General features: G+C 30.8%; 10 protein-coding genes and 1 pseudogene. 1 reads left to right on the plus strand and 10 read right to left on the minus strand.

The genetic code is table 11. The features are described from left to right. Nucleotides 1–89: 89 nt before the first annotated feature. From D8849_RS10665 to D8849_RS07085, 5 genes are all read right to left on the minus strand, one after another. Nucleotides 90–1,091: a hypothetical protein gene (locus D8849_RS10665; RefSeq protein WP_260467578.1), complete on the minus strand. Its 1,002-nt coding sequence runs from the start codon at nt 1,089–1,091 to the stop codon at nt 90–92. Nucleotides 1,092–1,468: 377 nt separating this feature from the next. Further along, nucleotides 1,469–1,723 carry a hypothetical protein gene (locus D8849_RS07070; protein WP_125386614.1) on the minus strand — a complete coding sequence of 85 codons (255 nt, stop codon included), beginning with the start codon at nt 1,721–1,723 and terminating at the stop codon, nt 1,469–1,471. A gap of 40 nt (nt 1,724–1,763) precedes the next feature. Next, nucleotides 1,764–2,435 (minus strand): PIN domain-containing protein, encoded by a 672-nt coding sequence (locus D8849_RS07075; RefSeq protein WP_125386615.1) that lies wholly within the window; start codon nt 2,433–2,435, stop codon nt 1,764–1,766. A gap of 90 nt (nt 2,436–2,525) precedes the next feature. Continuing rightward, the gene (locus D8849_RS07080) at nt 2,526–3,980 is read right to left on the minus strand and encodes a hypothetical protein (protein WP_125386616.1); all 1,455 of its coding nucleotides are present in this window, start codon (nt 3,978–3,980) and stop codon (nt 2,526–2,528) included. A gap of 453 nt (nt 3,981–4,433) precedes the next feature. Beyond that, nucleotides 4,434–5,465, minus strand: a complete 1,032-nt coding sequence (locus D8849_RS07085; protein ID WP_125386617.1) for a protein NO VEIN domain-containing protein — start codon at nt 5,463–5,465, stop codon at nt 4,434–4,436. Between the two features lie 372 nt (nt 5,466–5,837). Between D8849_RS07085 and D8849_RS07090 the strand changes: the two genes are divergently transcribed. Continuing rightward, on the plus strand, nt 5,838–6,035 hold the full coding sequence (locus tag D8849_RS07090) for a hypothetical protein (RefSeq protein WP_125386618.1): 198 nt from the start codon (nt 5,838–5,840) through the stop codon (nt 6,033–6,035). A 150-nt stretch (nt 6,036–6,185) separates the two neighbouring features. Here D8849_RS07090 and D8849_RS07095 read toward each other — a convergent pair whose 3' ends face one another. The 5 genes and pseudogenes from D8849_RS07095 to D8849_RS07115 form a co-directional block, all read right to left on the minus strand. After that, nucleotides 6,186–9,629 (minus strand): helicase-related protein, encoded by a 3,444-nt coding sequence (locus D8849_RS07095; RefSeq protein ID WP_125386619.1) that lies wholly within the window; start codon nt 9,627–9,629, stop codon nt 6,186–6,188. After that, nucleotides 9,626–13,078 carry an Eco57I restriction-modification methylase domain-containing protein gene (locus D8849_RS07100; protein ID WP_125386620.1) on the minus strand — a complete coding sequence of 1,151 codons (3,453 nt, stop codon included), beginning with the start codon at nt 13,076–13,078 and terminating at the stop codon, nt 9,626–9,628. Before D8849_RS07100 ends, D8849_RS07095 begins: the two co-directional genes overlap by 4 nt. 250 nt (nt 13,079–13,328) lie before the next feature. Next, nucleotides 13,329–14,192 (minus strand): annotated as a pseudogene (locus D8849_RS07105) (ImmA/IrrE family metallo-endopeptidase). Nucleotides 14,193–14,288: 96 nt separating this feature from the next. Beyond that, nucleotides 14,289–15,545 carry an HNH endonuclease domain-containing protein gene (locus D8849_RS07110; RefSeq protein ID WP_125386621.1) on the minus strand — a complete coding sequence of 419 codons (1,257 nt, stop codon included), beginning with the start codon at nt 15,543–15,545 and terminating at the stop codon, nt 14,289–14,291. Between the two features lie 3 nt (nt 15,546–15,548). Further along, entirely contained in the window at nt 15,549–17,363 is a 1,815-nt protein-coding gene (locus D8849_RS07115) for an AAA family ATPase (protein ID WP_125386622.1), read from the minus strand. Nucleotide 17,364: the final 1 nt, after the last annotated feature.

A 17,364-nucleotide genomic window follows, 5' to 3' on the forward strand; every position in this document is an offset into this window, starting at 1 on the left:
ATCAATATAGGGAGTTACATCGGTTAAAGTTTTCATAGCTGCTTTACCTGGATAAGGCCATTCTCCATGATGAGTCCAATTCACTATTCTTATATGATTATACTTCTCAGCTTCAGAGTCATAGAAATAGTCAGAGGTAACAATCCCACGCCCAATAAGTTGACTTCTACTTTTTTTACAAAAATAATATCTCCAACTTTCATTTCATTGGCAAATTGCCAAGTAGCATGTGTTGCATTCTGGTATGATAAGTTAGGACCATAAATTTTTTTCATTGCCTCTTTGATCTCTGATTTATTTTTAAATAAACTGAGATCTCCAATTTCATTCCATCCTATAGCCATTACTCCACGCTTGTAAAAGTCCTCCCACATATAAGAACCTTCCCCTGGAGCATATACCCAATACCTTATTGTTTCATTCTCATCATCCATCAAAGCTGAAGATTCTGCCACCATCTTAAGTTCTTGATTTTTTTTATTCACTTCTTCAGAATACTTCCATGCTTCAAAAGATAATTCTTTAAAATTCCTAAATTTAGCTTCTGTACTATTAAAATAGAAATTTATTGTTTCAACTATTTGAAAATATTTTGCAGCAGTTATCTTTGAATCTATACTTGGTAAACCATTTGAAATTTCCGTCGGAAATTTACCAGATTCAAAAATATACCATTGGTTTCGACTATCTAAATTCAAAAAAGAATCGGGAGCAATCCAATACAAACCTATGGTAGTTTTGCTATTGCCATTCCCTTTTTTATTGTTCACAATATCAAAGTAGTGTGAAACTCTATCCTTATTATCAGTAGTTTTTTTCTTATCAAATTCTAATGCCGCAAGAAATAGTGACCATAAATCTTCAATATCATCACTTCTTTCATCAATAAATCGATAATAGGTAGCATTTTGATTGTTGAGGACTGGTATGCCGTCAAAAGAATTTGGAACTTTACTTCCTAAATCAAATAACTTTACTATTGCATTTAAAATTTTAATCCTATTTTCAACTCTCAAGTTCTTATTGAATAATCCAAATACTGTAAAAGGATCAATATCTACCAAATTATTATCTTTTTCCAATGTTGGCATTGATATACCTGAAAGTTCATAAATTTTTTTACCTTCTCGACAAGAAGCGACCTATTATCTTTATAAGCTACTAATCTTTGAGCAAACTCTTGATAAAAATCAGTCCAAATAAATTGATTCGACGTATTCATATCTTTCCTACACCTATATTCTTAAAATTTTTTTGAGTTATTAAATATTATTATATCACGAAAACGCTTTCGTTGTTACATAATATGATAAACTAGTTTTTTTACATTTCTAATTTCATTTTCATTTACAATAAAATGTTATGATTTTTAATTAATTGAATACTTTAAATCGATAATGATATGCTTCTACCTAAAAAATTAAATACCCCTTTCTAATATCGTTAAATTAAAATTGTCAACTTATTTCTACTCTGGCTTATTCTCTTTTTCCTCAATTAAATTAACAATAGTATATGCATTAAGTAAACCTATCTTATATCTCTTATTCAGCAATTTAGCTGAATTATAAAAGCTATCTTCATTATTTTTTATGGAGGCAACTTCTTTTTCTCCATTATCAATAATATATTGAGTAAATTTATTTTTAATGATAAATTTCTTCCTTAACAAATATATAACTAAAATAATTAAAAGTACAATTAAATAAATTTGAAAATCCATATCATTCTCCTATCAATAAAAAATTTTTTAATAATCTTTATTATATAAATCTCATTAATTTGGGAATATATTTGGTAAGCACAACACCAATAATAATTCCTCCCGCACTATATAAAAGTTTTGATTTAAAGCCTTCAGAAATCTGAGAAACTACTTGCTCTTCATTTGAGTTCTCTAGTTCTACTCCATTATTTTCATTAATTACTTGATTTCCAAAATTTGTTTCACCTTTCTGCAACAATCCATTTTTAGAAATATAACATACAGATATTTTTTTTCCTAAACAAGAATTTAGATTATTTAAACTATAAGCATCTACACTTAACTTCTTATCGTTCGTAATCAATAATTGACTAAATTCGGTTTTTTCCTTCGTCAGACGTGATAACAATTCTGAATCTGCAAAAGCCTTCTCAGCGTCCAAATTATTTAAATTCTGATCTTCAAAAATAAATACATCACGAAATTCCTTAAATAAATCAATAACACGTTGTGCTTTAAATTGCTTAGATTCTATTTTTGAACTCAAATGCTTAACGATCTCTAAACAAACCTCCCTAGTAACAATTATCTTCTTATTATGCTTTATAAAATATTGTTGATAGCTATCTAAAAACATCCTTAGTTCTTGCACATTCATTAGAGATGAAGTATCGATATATATTACATCATTGATGGAGAGTAATGCATTTACATATTCAATATTAGTCATTAGAGTTCCTCCTCAAATTTATAACCTAAGTATAATTAATAAATAAGAGAAGTTCAACAAAAATCGGGACTTTTTAGTCCCGATTCGTTTTTATTTATAAATTTTATTTAAATCTTGATGCTTAATTTTTAGACTGATTACCTCTTCGATATCATCAATTCCAAGCTCGAAAGCTACAATCAAATCTTCCCTAGATAAAGTAATTTTTTTATCTTCAAATTCAAATACTGCATCCTTCTTTCTACAGACTATATCCAGTTCTTCTTCAATACAATCAAATTCTTTTTGTACATCAAAAAAGATATATATCATGTTTGGCTCATCCCCAAAAATATCATTAAAATTACGAATAAATTCTTTCCTATTCTTTAAATTATCATGCAACTCCTCAAGGCTTGATTTCATTGATATAAAGTTTGCTAAATAACTACGTTGAAGTTCAATAGAAAAACTATTCATTTTTTTAAAGAATTCTTTAATCTCTTCCAAAGAATGGAATGTTTTAACTACTGATTCATTACTTCTTTTTTTGTGAGAATAATATTGTTTAAATTCATTTATAGACAAATATTCTTTCATAAACATACTACTTTCACAAATTGAAAAAGTGTATATACCATCTTTTATTTCTGCATAGAAATATTCATTTCTCTCTGGAATATTGTAATTAAATTTCTCGCAATATACTACGATACCTTCATCTTTTAATTTCGCACATTTTCTAAGTCCCCAATTTCTTGTATCATAAAGGATTTCATAGCATTTCTTTAATTCTCTTAAGTTTGCATCATTTAAACTTGAAGAAAATTTAATGAATAACTTTGTTTGCTCATCTAAAATTTTTGGAAATAGATCATTCCTATTCTTAACATAAATACTACTTCGATTACTTTTTCTACTCAAATATTGAATTCCGCCATTGAGTTCAACTTCCATTACCGTACTAATACCATAGTTATAAGGCTTATAAAACTCACTTAACGATGAGTGATATTCCTCACGATTAGAAAATTTTTCTGACGAAATCCAATTGATTCTACTAGAATCACCCCCATTCAAAACTATCTGTCTCTCTATACTTTTAGTTTTATTAGACAGACGCAGTAATGAAAATTTATTATTATCTAATGTGTTATTGACCGATTCGACACCCTTGCTTATATAATTATAATCGTGTTCCCTACCAATATTACCTTCTAGTGCTTGAATTATAAAATAATCTCTACAACCTTCAGTAGCATCCAATCCTGGCATGTCATCGTAATAAAACAGTGCTTTATTTGTTTCCTCAACGGAACAAAATAGCGCTGCACAAATAGCAATTATACAGTCCCTAGGTTGGTTTGGCTTATGTTTATTTAGTATTTTTCGAAACATTTCATAATCAATACCGACTCGTTCACTTAATTCTCTTGTTTTTACACGAAAATCTCCATTCTCACTTAGTTTTCTCTCTGAAATTAACCTAATATAATCAGCAAAAACCATATCATGTTCTATTCTCTTTACTTTCTCTACATTAGTAAGCTGTTTATTTTTCCACATTTTTATTCCCTTTTTACTTTATAGATTGATTATAACTTACTTTTTAAATAAAAGGAAAGATTATAGGGCCGTTTAGGTCCCAATTTTAAAATTATATAAAATCTTTAATCTTGAAGAATAAAAAATACAAACATCATTATGGCACACTAGACGTCATTGTGGTAATTTGTTATTATTCATCAAAAGTCACCTGTACTTTCGGTATAGAGACAGAAATTGTTCCCTAAAAATAAGTATATAAGTCTTAAATTGAGTGTTTAACCATGAAAAATCCTATGCTAATTCAATTCTTTAATAACACATAATGTTAATTTTTATAGGTTTAAAAGCTTTTTATGAAAAGTTCCCAACTCAATAAAGTGAGTATAAATAGACAATACCATATATAACATTTAAGAATCTCTAATTATTATAAAAACGTTAAGATAGATCTTAACGTTTTTATCTTTAGACTTACTTACTTGTCTTATTGTATACTCTTACTTGTCTTGTTTCAAGAATAAACTGATTTTCATCAACTGGACCCTTGTAAATCTTCAGTTTACACTCACCCGTCTTTGCATTTAAATCATAAACCCTATAAATTTCATACTGATCTTTAAATTTTTGAGAAGCGAAAATTTCATTTTGCGTCATCTCAAATCCATCCATGTAATTATAAGTGGTTGTTTTTACTTCAACATAAATTTCCTCATTATTTTCATTCCAGTAGATAATATCATATCCAACACCATCTCCCTCTTCCTTAGATACATGTTTCGGTTGGCGTAAACCTTCTTTAATTGCTTTTTGAGTAAGAAAATCAAAAATAATTTCTTCACCAAGCGCACCAATTCGATTTTTCAACTTATTAAGTTTAGAAAAATCAAGTTTCTTTGCAATACCAACATGCTTTTTCTCAGATTTTTTACGAGTTTTTCCATCTAGCTCAACACTAATTTTAAATCCTTGGTTTCGAAGATAATTTAAATCATTAAACTCTTCCTCACTAAGATCATCTTCATTAGAGTCGAGAGTCCCATCCAAAGGAACGCAATTAGCATTCTGCATTAAGCGACTAAAATCAGAAAATGAAATTGAATTCATCCCATACTGGTTCCAGAAATGCTCCCAACTATTAGGTTTCTTCTTTTTACTATCCCATTGGAAATTCTCAATAAAATCATCGCCTTGTTTAATTGCAGGAATTATCTTAAATACATGGTCAATAATAGCCACTACATTTCCTTCACCGTCAGGTTCAGAAATATGAGTTACTACTCCGCCAGCATAAATTTCAAATTTTCTATCCTTTGTTAACTTCCCAGGTCTTCTACTAAGTACAAGTGCTCCTTCTTTTAGTCTATTGTACCTTCTTATATTCCATCCATAGCTTGTTAAATCGTCTTTATACTTCAATACTCCATCTACAACTTTACCATGATCTAAAATAAAGGTCCCTGAATTTTCGTCTACAGGTGGAATTACATCAAAAATATTTGCCATATTATACTCCTTTCTTAACGCAGAACNTTTTTTGTCCTGATTTACTTAAGTCTAGCACAAAAAAATCCAAATGTCAACATCCAGGACAAAAAATGTTCTGATAAAAAATTCTGATCTTTCATTTGAATTTTTGATAAAACTGACAACCTATTTTCTTAAATTATAAAAAAGTATGGATATCAATAATATACTCGAAAAGTAGTGAAAAATATGCTTATTTCACAAGAACACTATCTCAAGTGTTCTTTTTTTGTAGCCGTAATATATCTTAAAATACTTTATTATAATTTGTGACGATACAGTTCAGACTTGTTTTTTATCATTTGGGAATTTTTGTGGTAATTATATAATTTCTTCTGATATGATATAAGCATGAAAAATACAAAAGAACATAACATCCAAAAAACCTTGTGGCATATCAAACGCCATTGTATTAATATAGAAAATAATTCTAATCGTGAAGATAGACAATATGAATTTTTCTGTTTGAAATCTAGTATTGAATGTTTAGGACGTGTAATGAATAACGAAAAACCCTATCCACTTATGGACAGGGATGAAGTTTTTTAAAATCCATTTTATAGTGTCATTATAGCAAAAAACAATGGAATTTCCATTGTTTTTATGTTCAAGTTCAAAGATTTTATTGACTTTCCGAAAAAATAAGTATTTTTCGGAAAATTAGTTATTAATAAGAATTATACATATAACTGTACAGATCTATTCAACTACTATATTCCCGAACAAGATTTCAATTTCTGTTTTCTCAACACTTGCTTGACGATTAGAAGATCTAACAACTTTTGCACCTATGGATGAATCTAAATTAGCAAAATCGAATATTTCAGCATAGTCTTCGAATTCATGCCAGAATCGATTTACATCGGCATCAATCTCTTTTACATACTGATATAATTCACTCTCTTCATCAATCATGCGAATATAATCGGCAATCTTTCTAACATCTGTAGGTTTCAATCCAGCCTCTTCTATACGACTCAAAATGAGTGGAACAATTCCCTTATCTTTGACACTTTGGCTGATTTTCAATGCTGCACTTTCAGAAACTTTATTTTGCAAACTTTTATAGTTGGTTTCAGCTGTCTCAACTGCACAATTGTATGTATCTACTATCAATTGCTTATGCCTATTGAGTTGTTCTTGAGTTTTCTCTATAAGTATTTGTGCTTTTTCCTGTGATAAATCTGCTGTTGAAATAATTGTTTTTGAACTAGCTAACCTTAGATATTTTTCTGCATTTACAATTTCTTCATTTTCTAGATCATCAAGGTCAAAAATTCTATCAGATTTTGCTATAGGAGCTCCATTTACATCATTGAAGAATACTCTACCTACTAATATACTATGATCATTACTATTTCCTGAGAAACTATATGTCTTGAAAACTGGGTTATTCGTCCGTGTTATCTTTGACATTTTCACATCATAAAGTCTCTTGTTTGCTTCTTTAAACTCTGACGAGTGTTTCTCAGATCTTAGCCCACTTTTGAATATTGTTTTTTCTACAGTTTCGTCCAACATATCTCTAATTGCTTCACCTTTTTTGCTCTTTACATCCTCAAGATAAGATGTATACTCAGGTAAAACCATGTCATCAAATTCTGTATCAGAGAGCACCCCAGCCATTTTCTTTCCAAGTCTTTCAGACATCTTGAGTTCCACATCAATAGCTTCGTATACTGGGAATGTGTAGATATAAATTTCATTAACCTCAGTATCTTGTCGCGGTCTATCAATGCGGCCAATTCTCTGTTCTAATATCATCGGATTATATGGCAAGTCTAAATTCATAAGAACAACCGCGTCTTGCAAGTTTTGTCCAGTGGAAATCGTATCTGTACCCACCAAAAGATTAATTTCTTGGACAGTCCCGAAAATATCCTGACGATTTTTTGATAACGGAGAGAATCTATCTAGTATTTCTTTCTTCGTTTCGAGGTATCTTCCTACACGATTTTCATCATCATTTCCTGTTATCAATCCCATATTGTCATCAGATAGTTTAACATCATTCAGCAATTTATCATAGTAATATCTTGCTGTATCAGAAAACTGTGAAATTAAGATAACTTTCCGACCACGCGAGAGCTCCAGAACAATCTTCTGTTTGACTTTATCAAACTTCTCATCGATAAATTCATAAGATGACCGTAATTCATTAATCAGGTTATTTAAAATTTCATCATCACTGATAGCGTCTGACTTCATTTTAGTGATCGTTACTTTCGCAAGTTTTGGTTTAATGTCGTCAATCTGTTTACTTATTTTTTCATAGTAGCGACGTTTTTTTATACTTGAATCAAATTGGTATTGAGAAAGAAGTGAAGCATCACTAAAATCATCAAAATCAATATCAGTCGTCAAGAGTCCAACATTTTTTGATAAATATTCATCTAAACCATATTTCCTTGATAAAAACATCTTGAATTCACTTGTCGGATTTGATGAATTTTCTACTATATCTAGCTGTTTAAGTAAAGTTGTGTTTTTATCTCTAATACCTTCCAGTGACTTCAAATATGATTGCCAACTTGAATCTGCCCGTTTTAGTAGCATTAATTTCAGGCGATCACCACTCATATCATTTCTCTCTGGATTAATATATCGTATTGCATCCATATACGGGAAATTTAAATTTGAGATACGTTCAAAATTATCCGTAAAGATTTTGTTTTTTCTTGGTTCGTATGGTATTTCGACAGTTGGAAATTTACGATTGGCAAAATTGACGTTCTGGCCACCATAAGTCTTACGGGTTCTTTGTAAGAATAAATCTTCCCAAAATTCGCTAAAAGCTACATCATCCGTAACAAGTTTATTAATAACCCGTTGATTGTTTCCGAATAAAAAATATTGTTGATAGCGTCTATTAACTGGAATACTATCTATATCTAAGAAGAGGCTTCCTAAATTCAAAACATCTTTTCGGCTGTTATTCCAAGGAGTTGCCGTTAGCATTAGTCCTTTTATCTTTTTCCCAATGTTTTGAGAATGTTCATCTACTAATTGTAAGTTCCTATAGGCTCTAGTTCCTCTATTCTTAAATCCTAAATGAGCCTCATCCACGATAATCAAATCAAAGAATTCAGCAATTTTTTCAAGATCTTTACCAGTTGATAAAGCTAACTTTTCTCTTGAGATATATTGAAAGTGTGAGTCTGAAATACCTAAGATTGCAAGTTCCTCTGTCCACTGAACCTTTAACTTATTGTCAGCAATAATCAGGGTCTTTAGGTCTGCCTGCCTTTCTATACTTAGCTTGACAATACCAGCTGTTGTCCTAGTTTTCCCGAGTCCAACACCATCTGATAAAACAGCAGTACTAAATGTATTCAATTTATCCCAAATATCGATAATCCCTGTTTTTTGGTGAGGATAGAGAAATTCTGACCATTCGGTTTTCTCATCAAACTCAGCATAAGGCTTACCAAATATCTGAGCAAAATCATAGTAGGTCTCCCATGTTGATTTATAGGGTTTACCTTTTTGCCAATTTGGAAATTTGCTTTTTACTATTTCTATCAATTCACTTGAGAAATTATCCACCTCATTCGACTCCCAAAGTTCTGAGAACCAATCATTCAAGGCGAAATAATTATCCTGTCCTAAGACATTTAATTCTGTATTTCCTATCAAACCATTTTTTGAAAAGTTTGAAGAACCTACAATAGCTTTCCCTTGACTACTTTCAAAACTTCTTGAGAATAAGTATGATTTAGCATGGAAGTAATTGGCGTCTCCTATGTAGACTTTAATCTCAATGCGTCCTTCACTAATCCATTGTCTCACTTGTTTTAAGAAATCTTCTTCGCATAGAATACCATCCAAATCCGCGCTCATTAGCTGCGGAAGCTCGGCTCTGTACTCTTGGGTTGTTTTCACATCCAGAACACTTACCGTTTCTTGGTTAGTTTGATTTCCCATAATAATTTGTACACGACCGTTTCGTTCATTCATAAATTGAAGAAATTCATCCTTAATCAAAATGAGGCCCGAAATGTAAAAATAACCTACTCCAAGTCTCAAGGTCTGCGTGCCTGAGTCTGAGATGAGATATTTGAACGTGTCAGTCATAGAGAGGCGTCTGTTATCAATTACCTTGCGTTGAAAAATTTCTGTTTCTAAATCCTTATTTTCTGTCATCTATTTATCCTATCGTAAACGGCGATAATCCGTTGTGTTTCTTCTTCTACAAATGTTTTATGATTAGCTGTCTCAAAAGTCTTCATCAAATCAATTATATCTTCTCGAGTTAGATCAAAAGCAACCATGACTCTAGCATTTAACTCTGCAATTAAGGCATCATGAGTAAATTCATTGAAATTTTCTCCAGGTACCAATTCTTTCAACTCTTCATATAGTGGTCCATTTTCAAGCAATAACTGCTTCACAATTTGTATAATCTCATCCGAAGATGAAACATCTGAAATCGTAGGAATTGGTAGCTGTTTGAGGTAGGTTTGACTAATGTTTGTATTGACCAACTTTTTCAAAACAAAATCTAGAGCATAGGAATTTATAAGGCCAAGATAAAAGAGTTTCTCCTCTATTGATGAATTACCCGCGTCTCTTTCCATCCACATACTGTGCGCAGCAGTGCTCCCTTTTAAAAATAACGTAGCAATAAGTGAACGTTGATTCGTTGCACTAGCTATGGCGCGAATACCAATCCTATACTTTTCATAATCAGCTCCCGTTTTTCGGAGGATATCTGATTCAGAAACACCTTCTGTCGGGACATCAACCAGCTTAAATTGATTCATCAATTTACCTTCATAGAGTGGATAGTCAGCTTCTTCGATTGGTAAAAACAAAGCTGAATCATTAGTTTTATCAAAATCTCTTCTGAGTTTAATTACTTCAGTCTCTCTCAAAGGTGGGAATTTCAATTTAATTTTTTGATAGAGATTAAATTCCTTAATACTACGTGGCTCAAAGAGTGAATACTTTTCAGGTTCTGCTTCCTTAACCAGAGAAAATGGATAGCCCATTTTTTCATTCTCTTGATTGAGTGCATCAAGATTGAGTTTGTAGAAGAAAGCTTTAAATTTCTCTCTTTTTGATGGAGATTTCTTGATAGTGGTTACAGCAAATTTGTAACTTCTATGGATAGTTTGAAAAATGCCTAACCTATTTTCAAATGATAAGAATTCTTCCAAATCATACTCATCAAAAATTAAGTGTCGAAGACCAGTGGAGCCTAAATCCGTCATAAGGTTATCGGGAACAATCAGAGATATGTATTGCTCTGGTTTGAGCAACTGTAAAAAGCGTTCTACAGAAATTTTGTATAGGTTAATGTCACTGCTTGTTCTCCTATCTTCAACTATCCAAGATTGATTACTAAAATTATCCGTGTGGCGGAAATAAATGGATCCTTGCTCGATCCTATTAAGCTCCTCTTCCCATTTATCCTTAATACGTGGCATGGTTTCAAATAATTCACCCTGGCGTTTAGTTTTTTTCGTACGTGATAAGGACAAGTATGTATCATCATATTGGGAGAAAAATTCGTCTGAATTTGGTTTCCATATTTCCCATGGTGGGTTGCCAATAACAACGTCAAAGCCCGAGTTTTCAATAAATTCACCATTTTCATCAAAAAAGATTTCTGGTAAATTAACTTCAATAGCTTCAATATGCAAGAAAGTACTTTCTGCTCGTAGCTTTTCAGGAAGATATTTCAACAGTTTAGATTGTAGTTCGGCCCTCTTTATTTCGTATTTTTCAGATCCTTCTACTTTAAGTTTCCGTAATTCCTTCAACTCTGGTCTGTAATTAGCATATATTTCTTTTCGTCTTAAATAGGGAACTGTATTAATTAATGAGTTTTGATGGATTAAATTTCTTCCAATTAAAGATGGGAGTTTCATATCCTTTGGACGATGTTCGATAGATGATAAAGTCAACGTTAAACTTGAAATGATAATTGCCTTATAATCGATATCTACGCCATATATCATATGCTCAAGAATATACTTTTCCCACTGATAAATGGCCTCGTCATCCTCTCTGAAATAAGGAAACTGCTCTTCAATTTCTTGAGGTAAATTAAGTGTTGACATCAGAGGTTGTTTTCTCGTTAGTAGCTGAAAAGCTCCGCGTAGAAAAGATCCTCCCCCCGAAGACAAGTCCGCAATTTTCAGATCAAGCAAGTATTCAACACTAGCTTGAATATCAGAAAGCTCACCAGATTTCAGTGCATCTTTTAACTTCGAATATCGTTTTTCAAACTCAACTTCAACAGTTTGTTTTACCATATAGTTTACAAATCGTTCATCAGTATAGTATGCACCCTTATTTTTTTGCTCAACGATATCCTCTCCATAGAACACTACCGGCGTATTATTATCTTCAATTCTAATTTGAACATTTTGGCTCATTGAATTTTCATACTGCCTCTCAATTGCATTAGGTGGTAAATCTTCATAACGGAAGGAATACTCTTGAGCGCTTGTATCTAGCCATAATTTTGTCCAGAAATCGGTGTAATCTTCCGCTAAAAGAATTTCTAAACGATCTGCAACTTGTCCAACACTACCCGCAAATAAGTCACCATCGTAGACAGTTCTAAATTGTTCAGTGGCCTTTCGGCTAATTTCACTAATCTGTTCCTTGCTATTTTCTTCTAAACTTAAGCTTGATGTCTCACGCTGCTCATCGTCATCAAAAATATCAAATAAACTGATTTCGTTTTGATTTTTAATTGGAGTCTTTTTACGGTTTAGTTTTTTAAATGTGTCTTCATCCCCAATACGTATAGTTGCCTCCGCTTCTGCAATTTTTTTCAAGGCATCGTCAAGAGTACCGTTCCCAACTCCTAGCGCTATATCATTGACATTAAAGGCTTCCGAACCGTAGTAACCTTCTAAAAACCTCCTCATCAATTGTCTAAGGATTATCGTGTCAACTACATTTGACAGAACTGCCGTGTAAGTATCATCTTCAACCAAATTGATTAAATCACGTTGCTCCAGATAAAACTGAGCTTTAAAACCAACCAACTCCTTCAACTCTTGTTTTAAAGGACTTGCAGTTATTAATTCTGAAAGTTTTTTTCGATAATACGAAACAACCACTAGAAAGTGACTAGAAAGCTGTTGAGTGAATGCTCCCTCGGGAATTCTTATATCTTCCCCAAAACCAAAATCATCTTCTTCAATTTGAATATTTTCGTTTTTCAATAAGTTAAAATTTGAAATATAGAATGACTTTTCAGCAGTTTCTAAATTGATGTCAAGTCGGACATCTCTATTTCCACTATGGGTTGGGAAAATAACTATCCGATTTTCTCCGATAAACCCAACTAATTGAGTATCAAAATCAACTGTATAGCTATCTCTTAACTTTTCAACCTGTTTGTATAGACGTCTAACTTCGATTGTTTTCGAAGAGGAATTCAAGTCTTCTTGAAACTTGATAGCCATCACACCTCTAGATTTATCCTCTAGTTTATCAGTAAAGAGAATCTTCCATTCACCCGAATTTTCTATTGGATTTTCACCTAGACTGTATCCTAAATAAGTTGCCACAAGTTCAAATGATTGTATATCATTTTTTAAATTTTCTATTAGCTCTTTTAATGACTGCATAGAACCTACATCCTCTAAATTTTACTTCTATTATACCGTATTTAAAGACTAAAAAATACGAAAAACACTAATATTCTTCGTTGATTTCAAAAACCATTTCATGGCAATGATCACTTCTCACATTTTTACTTTCTATTTTTTTGTAAAAGTTCCCATAAATACACTTTGGATCACTTTTATTTAAATATTTTTTAAATTGTTCTTTAACATTATGTTCCCATTTTTCCAAGTATTTTTTGTCGAAGCTTAATTAATCTAACATACTTAACAGCTGCAAATTTGCTTTTTTTCTTGCTTCTATCTCTGATAGTTTTTCACTATCCCAAACATAAGCTAAGGATTTTCCCTTATTGTAAACAAGCTAAACTCTAAAATTTTTTATTTCTCTGATTTTATTCCACCTGCTTTGATCGAGTAATTCTGGCAATTCTTGACTTGTTACAAAATTTGTTTGTTTCATTTTCTTTTTTAATCTTGCCGACAGAGGTATTTGATACTGATTGAATTCTGCAATCAAAGTTTCCTTTATTTGATGAAAATAGTTACGAAGAGATTCATTCTGACCTTCTAAATATTCTGATACTACCTCCTTAATAGCTGACTCAATACTTACTTGACAAACTCTCAATAAGTCGATTAATCGGAAATATAGAGCTTGACTTGAAACTTCCAAATCCTCTTTGATTTTTTGAAATAAATCACATGAATAATAAATCTTAGACAGGAGGACAATATCAGGCATGAGAATAATTGCAGAAAAAATATTAGCTTCTCGCTCCACGATATTCTCTCGATTGTCAACGGATTCGGTGAAATGTGATCCGTCGTGCTTTAAAATAAAATGTCCAAGTTCATGACATAATGTGAAGTGGCGCTTAGTTAGAGGATTGTCTATCTCATAGGAAAAACTCGTACCTAACTCATCAATAACTGTCAACCCTTCAATCTTATGGTTTGAAAAGTGATGACTTATGACTTGAATATGATACTCCTGAATGCAATGGTCAAAATAGTAGCGAAAGTTGTAGTTCAGGGTTGAAATTTCTTCCTCTTTCATAAAAGAATACAGGTTCTGTTTTGTTATTTCACTTACTCTTAAATAAAATTTATCCAACGAACAGTCCCTCCTTTAAATCATAGTAAAAACTAAACCAAATCGATTGAATACATTGTATAAAAAAAGTGGACAACTGTCCACTAATTTAATGATTCATAACTCGAATAAACTTTCATCTAATTGATTCTCTCTCAAAAATTCCGAAATCAACTTTCCATATGTTACCGTGTTATAATGTTTTTCTTTATAATCACAAAACATAATCTTGAAATAATAAGAAAAGACGCTCGATGGATCTTTTGCATTAGTAATGTTTAGTAAATCTGAAATAGACATACTGGTTGATTTTCGTAAACCATCAATCATTAATGTTAAGAACTGGTTGGAATTCATACTTTTCATATGTGCGGAATATCTTGCATTAAGATCTAGGATTTTTATATCTTCTTTAACAGCAGGATTATTCGCAGAAATTTCAATTCCTGAAATATTAAACTCCTCATGACCTCGTCCATTCATATATTCCAGTATTGCTTTTGTCTTGTCGTACAATATTTTTATTTTGAACTTTTCATTATCAAGATCGAATAGCCATGAGTTAAAAGAAATTAATTTATCTGACTTGTTAGAATTGCAATCTTTACAAACTGGAACTAAATTCCAAATTGAAGAAGCAAATAACGGATACTTAGACTGTGGAAGTATATGGTCTAACTCACAGTATGCTGAAATTTGGGTTTCGTTATCTCCTAATTCGATTTCCGTTAAATATAGAAGCTCCAAATTGCAGTAAGGACATGAGTTGATTTTAATATAGGAAGCTAAAAGACTTCTTACTGGTGAAATATTTTTGGTGTACGAAAAAATTTTATTTATTTTTTTCAATATATCATGTAAATCATATAAATTTGTATATAAATCATAAATTTTACAAAAAACTTCTTCTTTTCTTTCTTTCTTAACCCTTGGCAAATCAACTTCTTCTCTTGATATATCATAAATTTTTTCAAGGCGAAAATTACTGCCCACCATCTCCAGTTCATCTATAAGATCGTTTAAAGAAAGCAGATAGTTAACTCCTTTATTAAACTCCGATCTTTTAATTTCCTCTTTTGATTTCATGTTCTTCAATCGCGATAATTCATCAATAATCTCAAATAATTTATGATATTGTTTAAAAAAATAATTATCTAACACATTGGTTTGAAATATTTCTTCCCCATCATTTATTTCTCCTAATACATCACTAATAAAACTTGGTATTTGACTCTGCTCAAGGTCAAAAAATTCTGTAAGAAAAGCTTTAACCGAATCATTTGAATTAATTTTTCTTAAAATATTTCTTTTTATTAATTGATGTAATTCATTTAGTTTGAGTTGATTAATATCACTTCTAAAAATTTTTAACAATTTTCACCTCTTTTTTAACATCCTCTTAAGCACAGCATCATCAATATAGTTTATTATTTCTGAGTCAAGTAACCGTTTCTTTGATATTTCAAGTATAGTATTCTTCGCAAATTCTCCAATTGTAGCCTCCATAAAAAAAGAATCCCCCATTAAATCAAAAATGTTCGCTCCAAACGACACCTTTGCATTTTTAATTAAAACTCTCTTACCATTTCTCAACTTTTTATTATCTTTATTAAGATCTGCTTTATCAATTAAATTAAAAACTGAATTCTTAAAGACATCACTAACTATATATGGAGAATGGGTAGTAATAATAATCTGAGCTCTTCCTTTGAGTAAATATTTATCGATTAAGCTTTTCAAATCATTAATAAAATTTCTCGACCATTCTGGATGTAAATTTGAATCAGGTTCATCAAGAATTATGATTTTATCTGTGAAATTTTTATTTTCTAAAATTGAAAAAAGTGTTGCAAAAGTGTTGCAATAGACTCCTTGACCATCACTTAATTTGGATAACTTGACTTCAATATCACTAGCAGAATCAGCAACATCTTGTATTAATCTATAGCTTCCATTATTATCGATCTGTTCAATATTAATTTTCCATTTTAATTTCTCACTAGAGTTTATATGACCATAATTAAGAATCTCCCTCATCGCATAAATAGTTTTTTTTAATTTGATATATTCATCTTCATGATCAATTAATTCACTAATAGCAGCAATTAAAAAACTTTCTCGTTTGTTTAAAAATCTATCTATGGAACGATGATTATACCTCTCACAATAATAGTCATCCAAATATCGAATTAAATCTTTTTCACGATTTAATATTTTTTCATCCCAATAAGAAAATGGATATGCATAGTCATAGTAACGATTTCTGACGCTAACAATTCTATCTAATATTTGAATCAAATCCTCATTTGTTGTTGTTTTTAGTTCCTCAATGATATTTAATAATTTACGCTCTAGATAATTAATAATAAAATGCTTATGTTTAAAGTTCGGAAAAAACAATCTATTTTGAACATTATATACCCTTATATCTTTCAAATTAAATTGCTCCATATAACTGTCGAAGTTATCAAACTCATTTATCAATCCATGATAAATATAAAAAAGTTGAGCATTAGATCTATATGGAAGATAACTAGAAATTCTAAATTCAAGTTCAGGTTTATTAACAATATTATCAGAATTGTTAATAAAATATAGCAAATCAGAGATTTTTCCGTTTTTAACAGCTTTCTTGGTTAGATTAACCGATTCTATTATGCTGTCAGAATAATCTTTCATTGAAACCCACTTTATATTTGGTTGTAATCCAAGATAACATACTAACGATGCATTTTCCTTAAATTCTATTCCACGAATTTCTTTTGCCCTTAAATCAGTTTTACATAATTTTCCTCTGAACTGATAGTATAATCCAGATTTAGTTAAACCTTCAAATTTTTTAGAAATATACGAATCAAATTCAATCCAAAATAAATTACATTTTTCTCCCGAAACCACAATTTTATCAATATAATATATTAGTAAAGTATGAAAAGAAGAAAGATGAGATTTTTTATATTGTCCATTTGTAAAAATACTCTCAAGTATTGTTGTCTTTCCAGTTCCATTTTTCCCAACAATCAGACTTAAGTTAGATATTTTATCTCCAAAAATATTATATATATCACTTTCTTTTTCTTCGATTATAATATTACCGTTGTATACTTTTACATCAAATTTATTTGAGAAATTAATTTCCTCTTCATTAATTCCTATCTTACTTTTTTGTATTCTAAGATATATCAATTCCATA

This window comes from Streptococcus mitis (assembly GCF_003942765.1).
Lineage (GTDB): Bacteria > Bacillota > Bacilli > Lactobacillales > Streptococcaceae > Streptococcus > Streptococcus mitis_BE.

Bases quoted from the DNA above. Each gene is read 5' to 3' on its own strand.
- D8849_RS07090 (WP_125386618.1), top strand. From the start codon at position 5,838: ATGAAAAATACAAAAGAACATAACATCCAAAAAACCTTGTGGCATATC.
- D8849_RS07075 (WP_125386615.1), bottom strand. From the start codon at position 2,435: ATGACTAATATTGAATATGTAAATGCATTACTCTCCATCAATGATGTA.
- D8849_RS07115 (WP_125386622.1), bottom strand. From the start codon at position 17,363: ATGGAATTGATATATCTTAGAATACAAAAAAGTAAGATAGGAATTAAT.
- D8849_RS10665 (WP_260467578.1), bottom strand. From the start codon at position 1,091: ATGCCAACATTGGAAAAAGATAATAATTTGGTAGATATTGATCCTTTT.
- D8849_RS07100 (WP_125386620.1), bottom strand. From the start codon at position 13,078: ATGCAGTCATTAAAAGAGCTAATAGAAAATTTAAAAAATGATATACAA.
- D8849_RS07080 (WP_125386616.1), bottom strand. From the start codon at position 3,980: ATGTGGAAAAATAAACAGCTTACTAATGTAGAGAAAGTAAAGAGAATA.
- D8849_RS07085 (WP_125386617.1), bottom strand. From the start codon at position 5,465: ATGGCAAATATTTTTGATGTAATTCCACCTGTAGACGAAAATTCAGGG.
- D8849_RS07070 (WP_125386614.1), bottom strand. From the start codon at position 1,723: ATGGATTTTCAAATTTATTTAATTGTACTTTTAATTATTTTAGTTATA.
- D8849_RS07095 (WP_125386619.1), bottom strand. From the start codon at position 9,629: ATGACAGAAAATAAGGATTTAGAAACAGAAATTTTTCAACGCAAGGTA.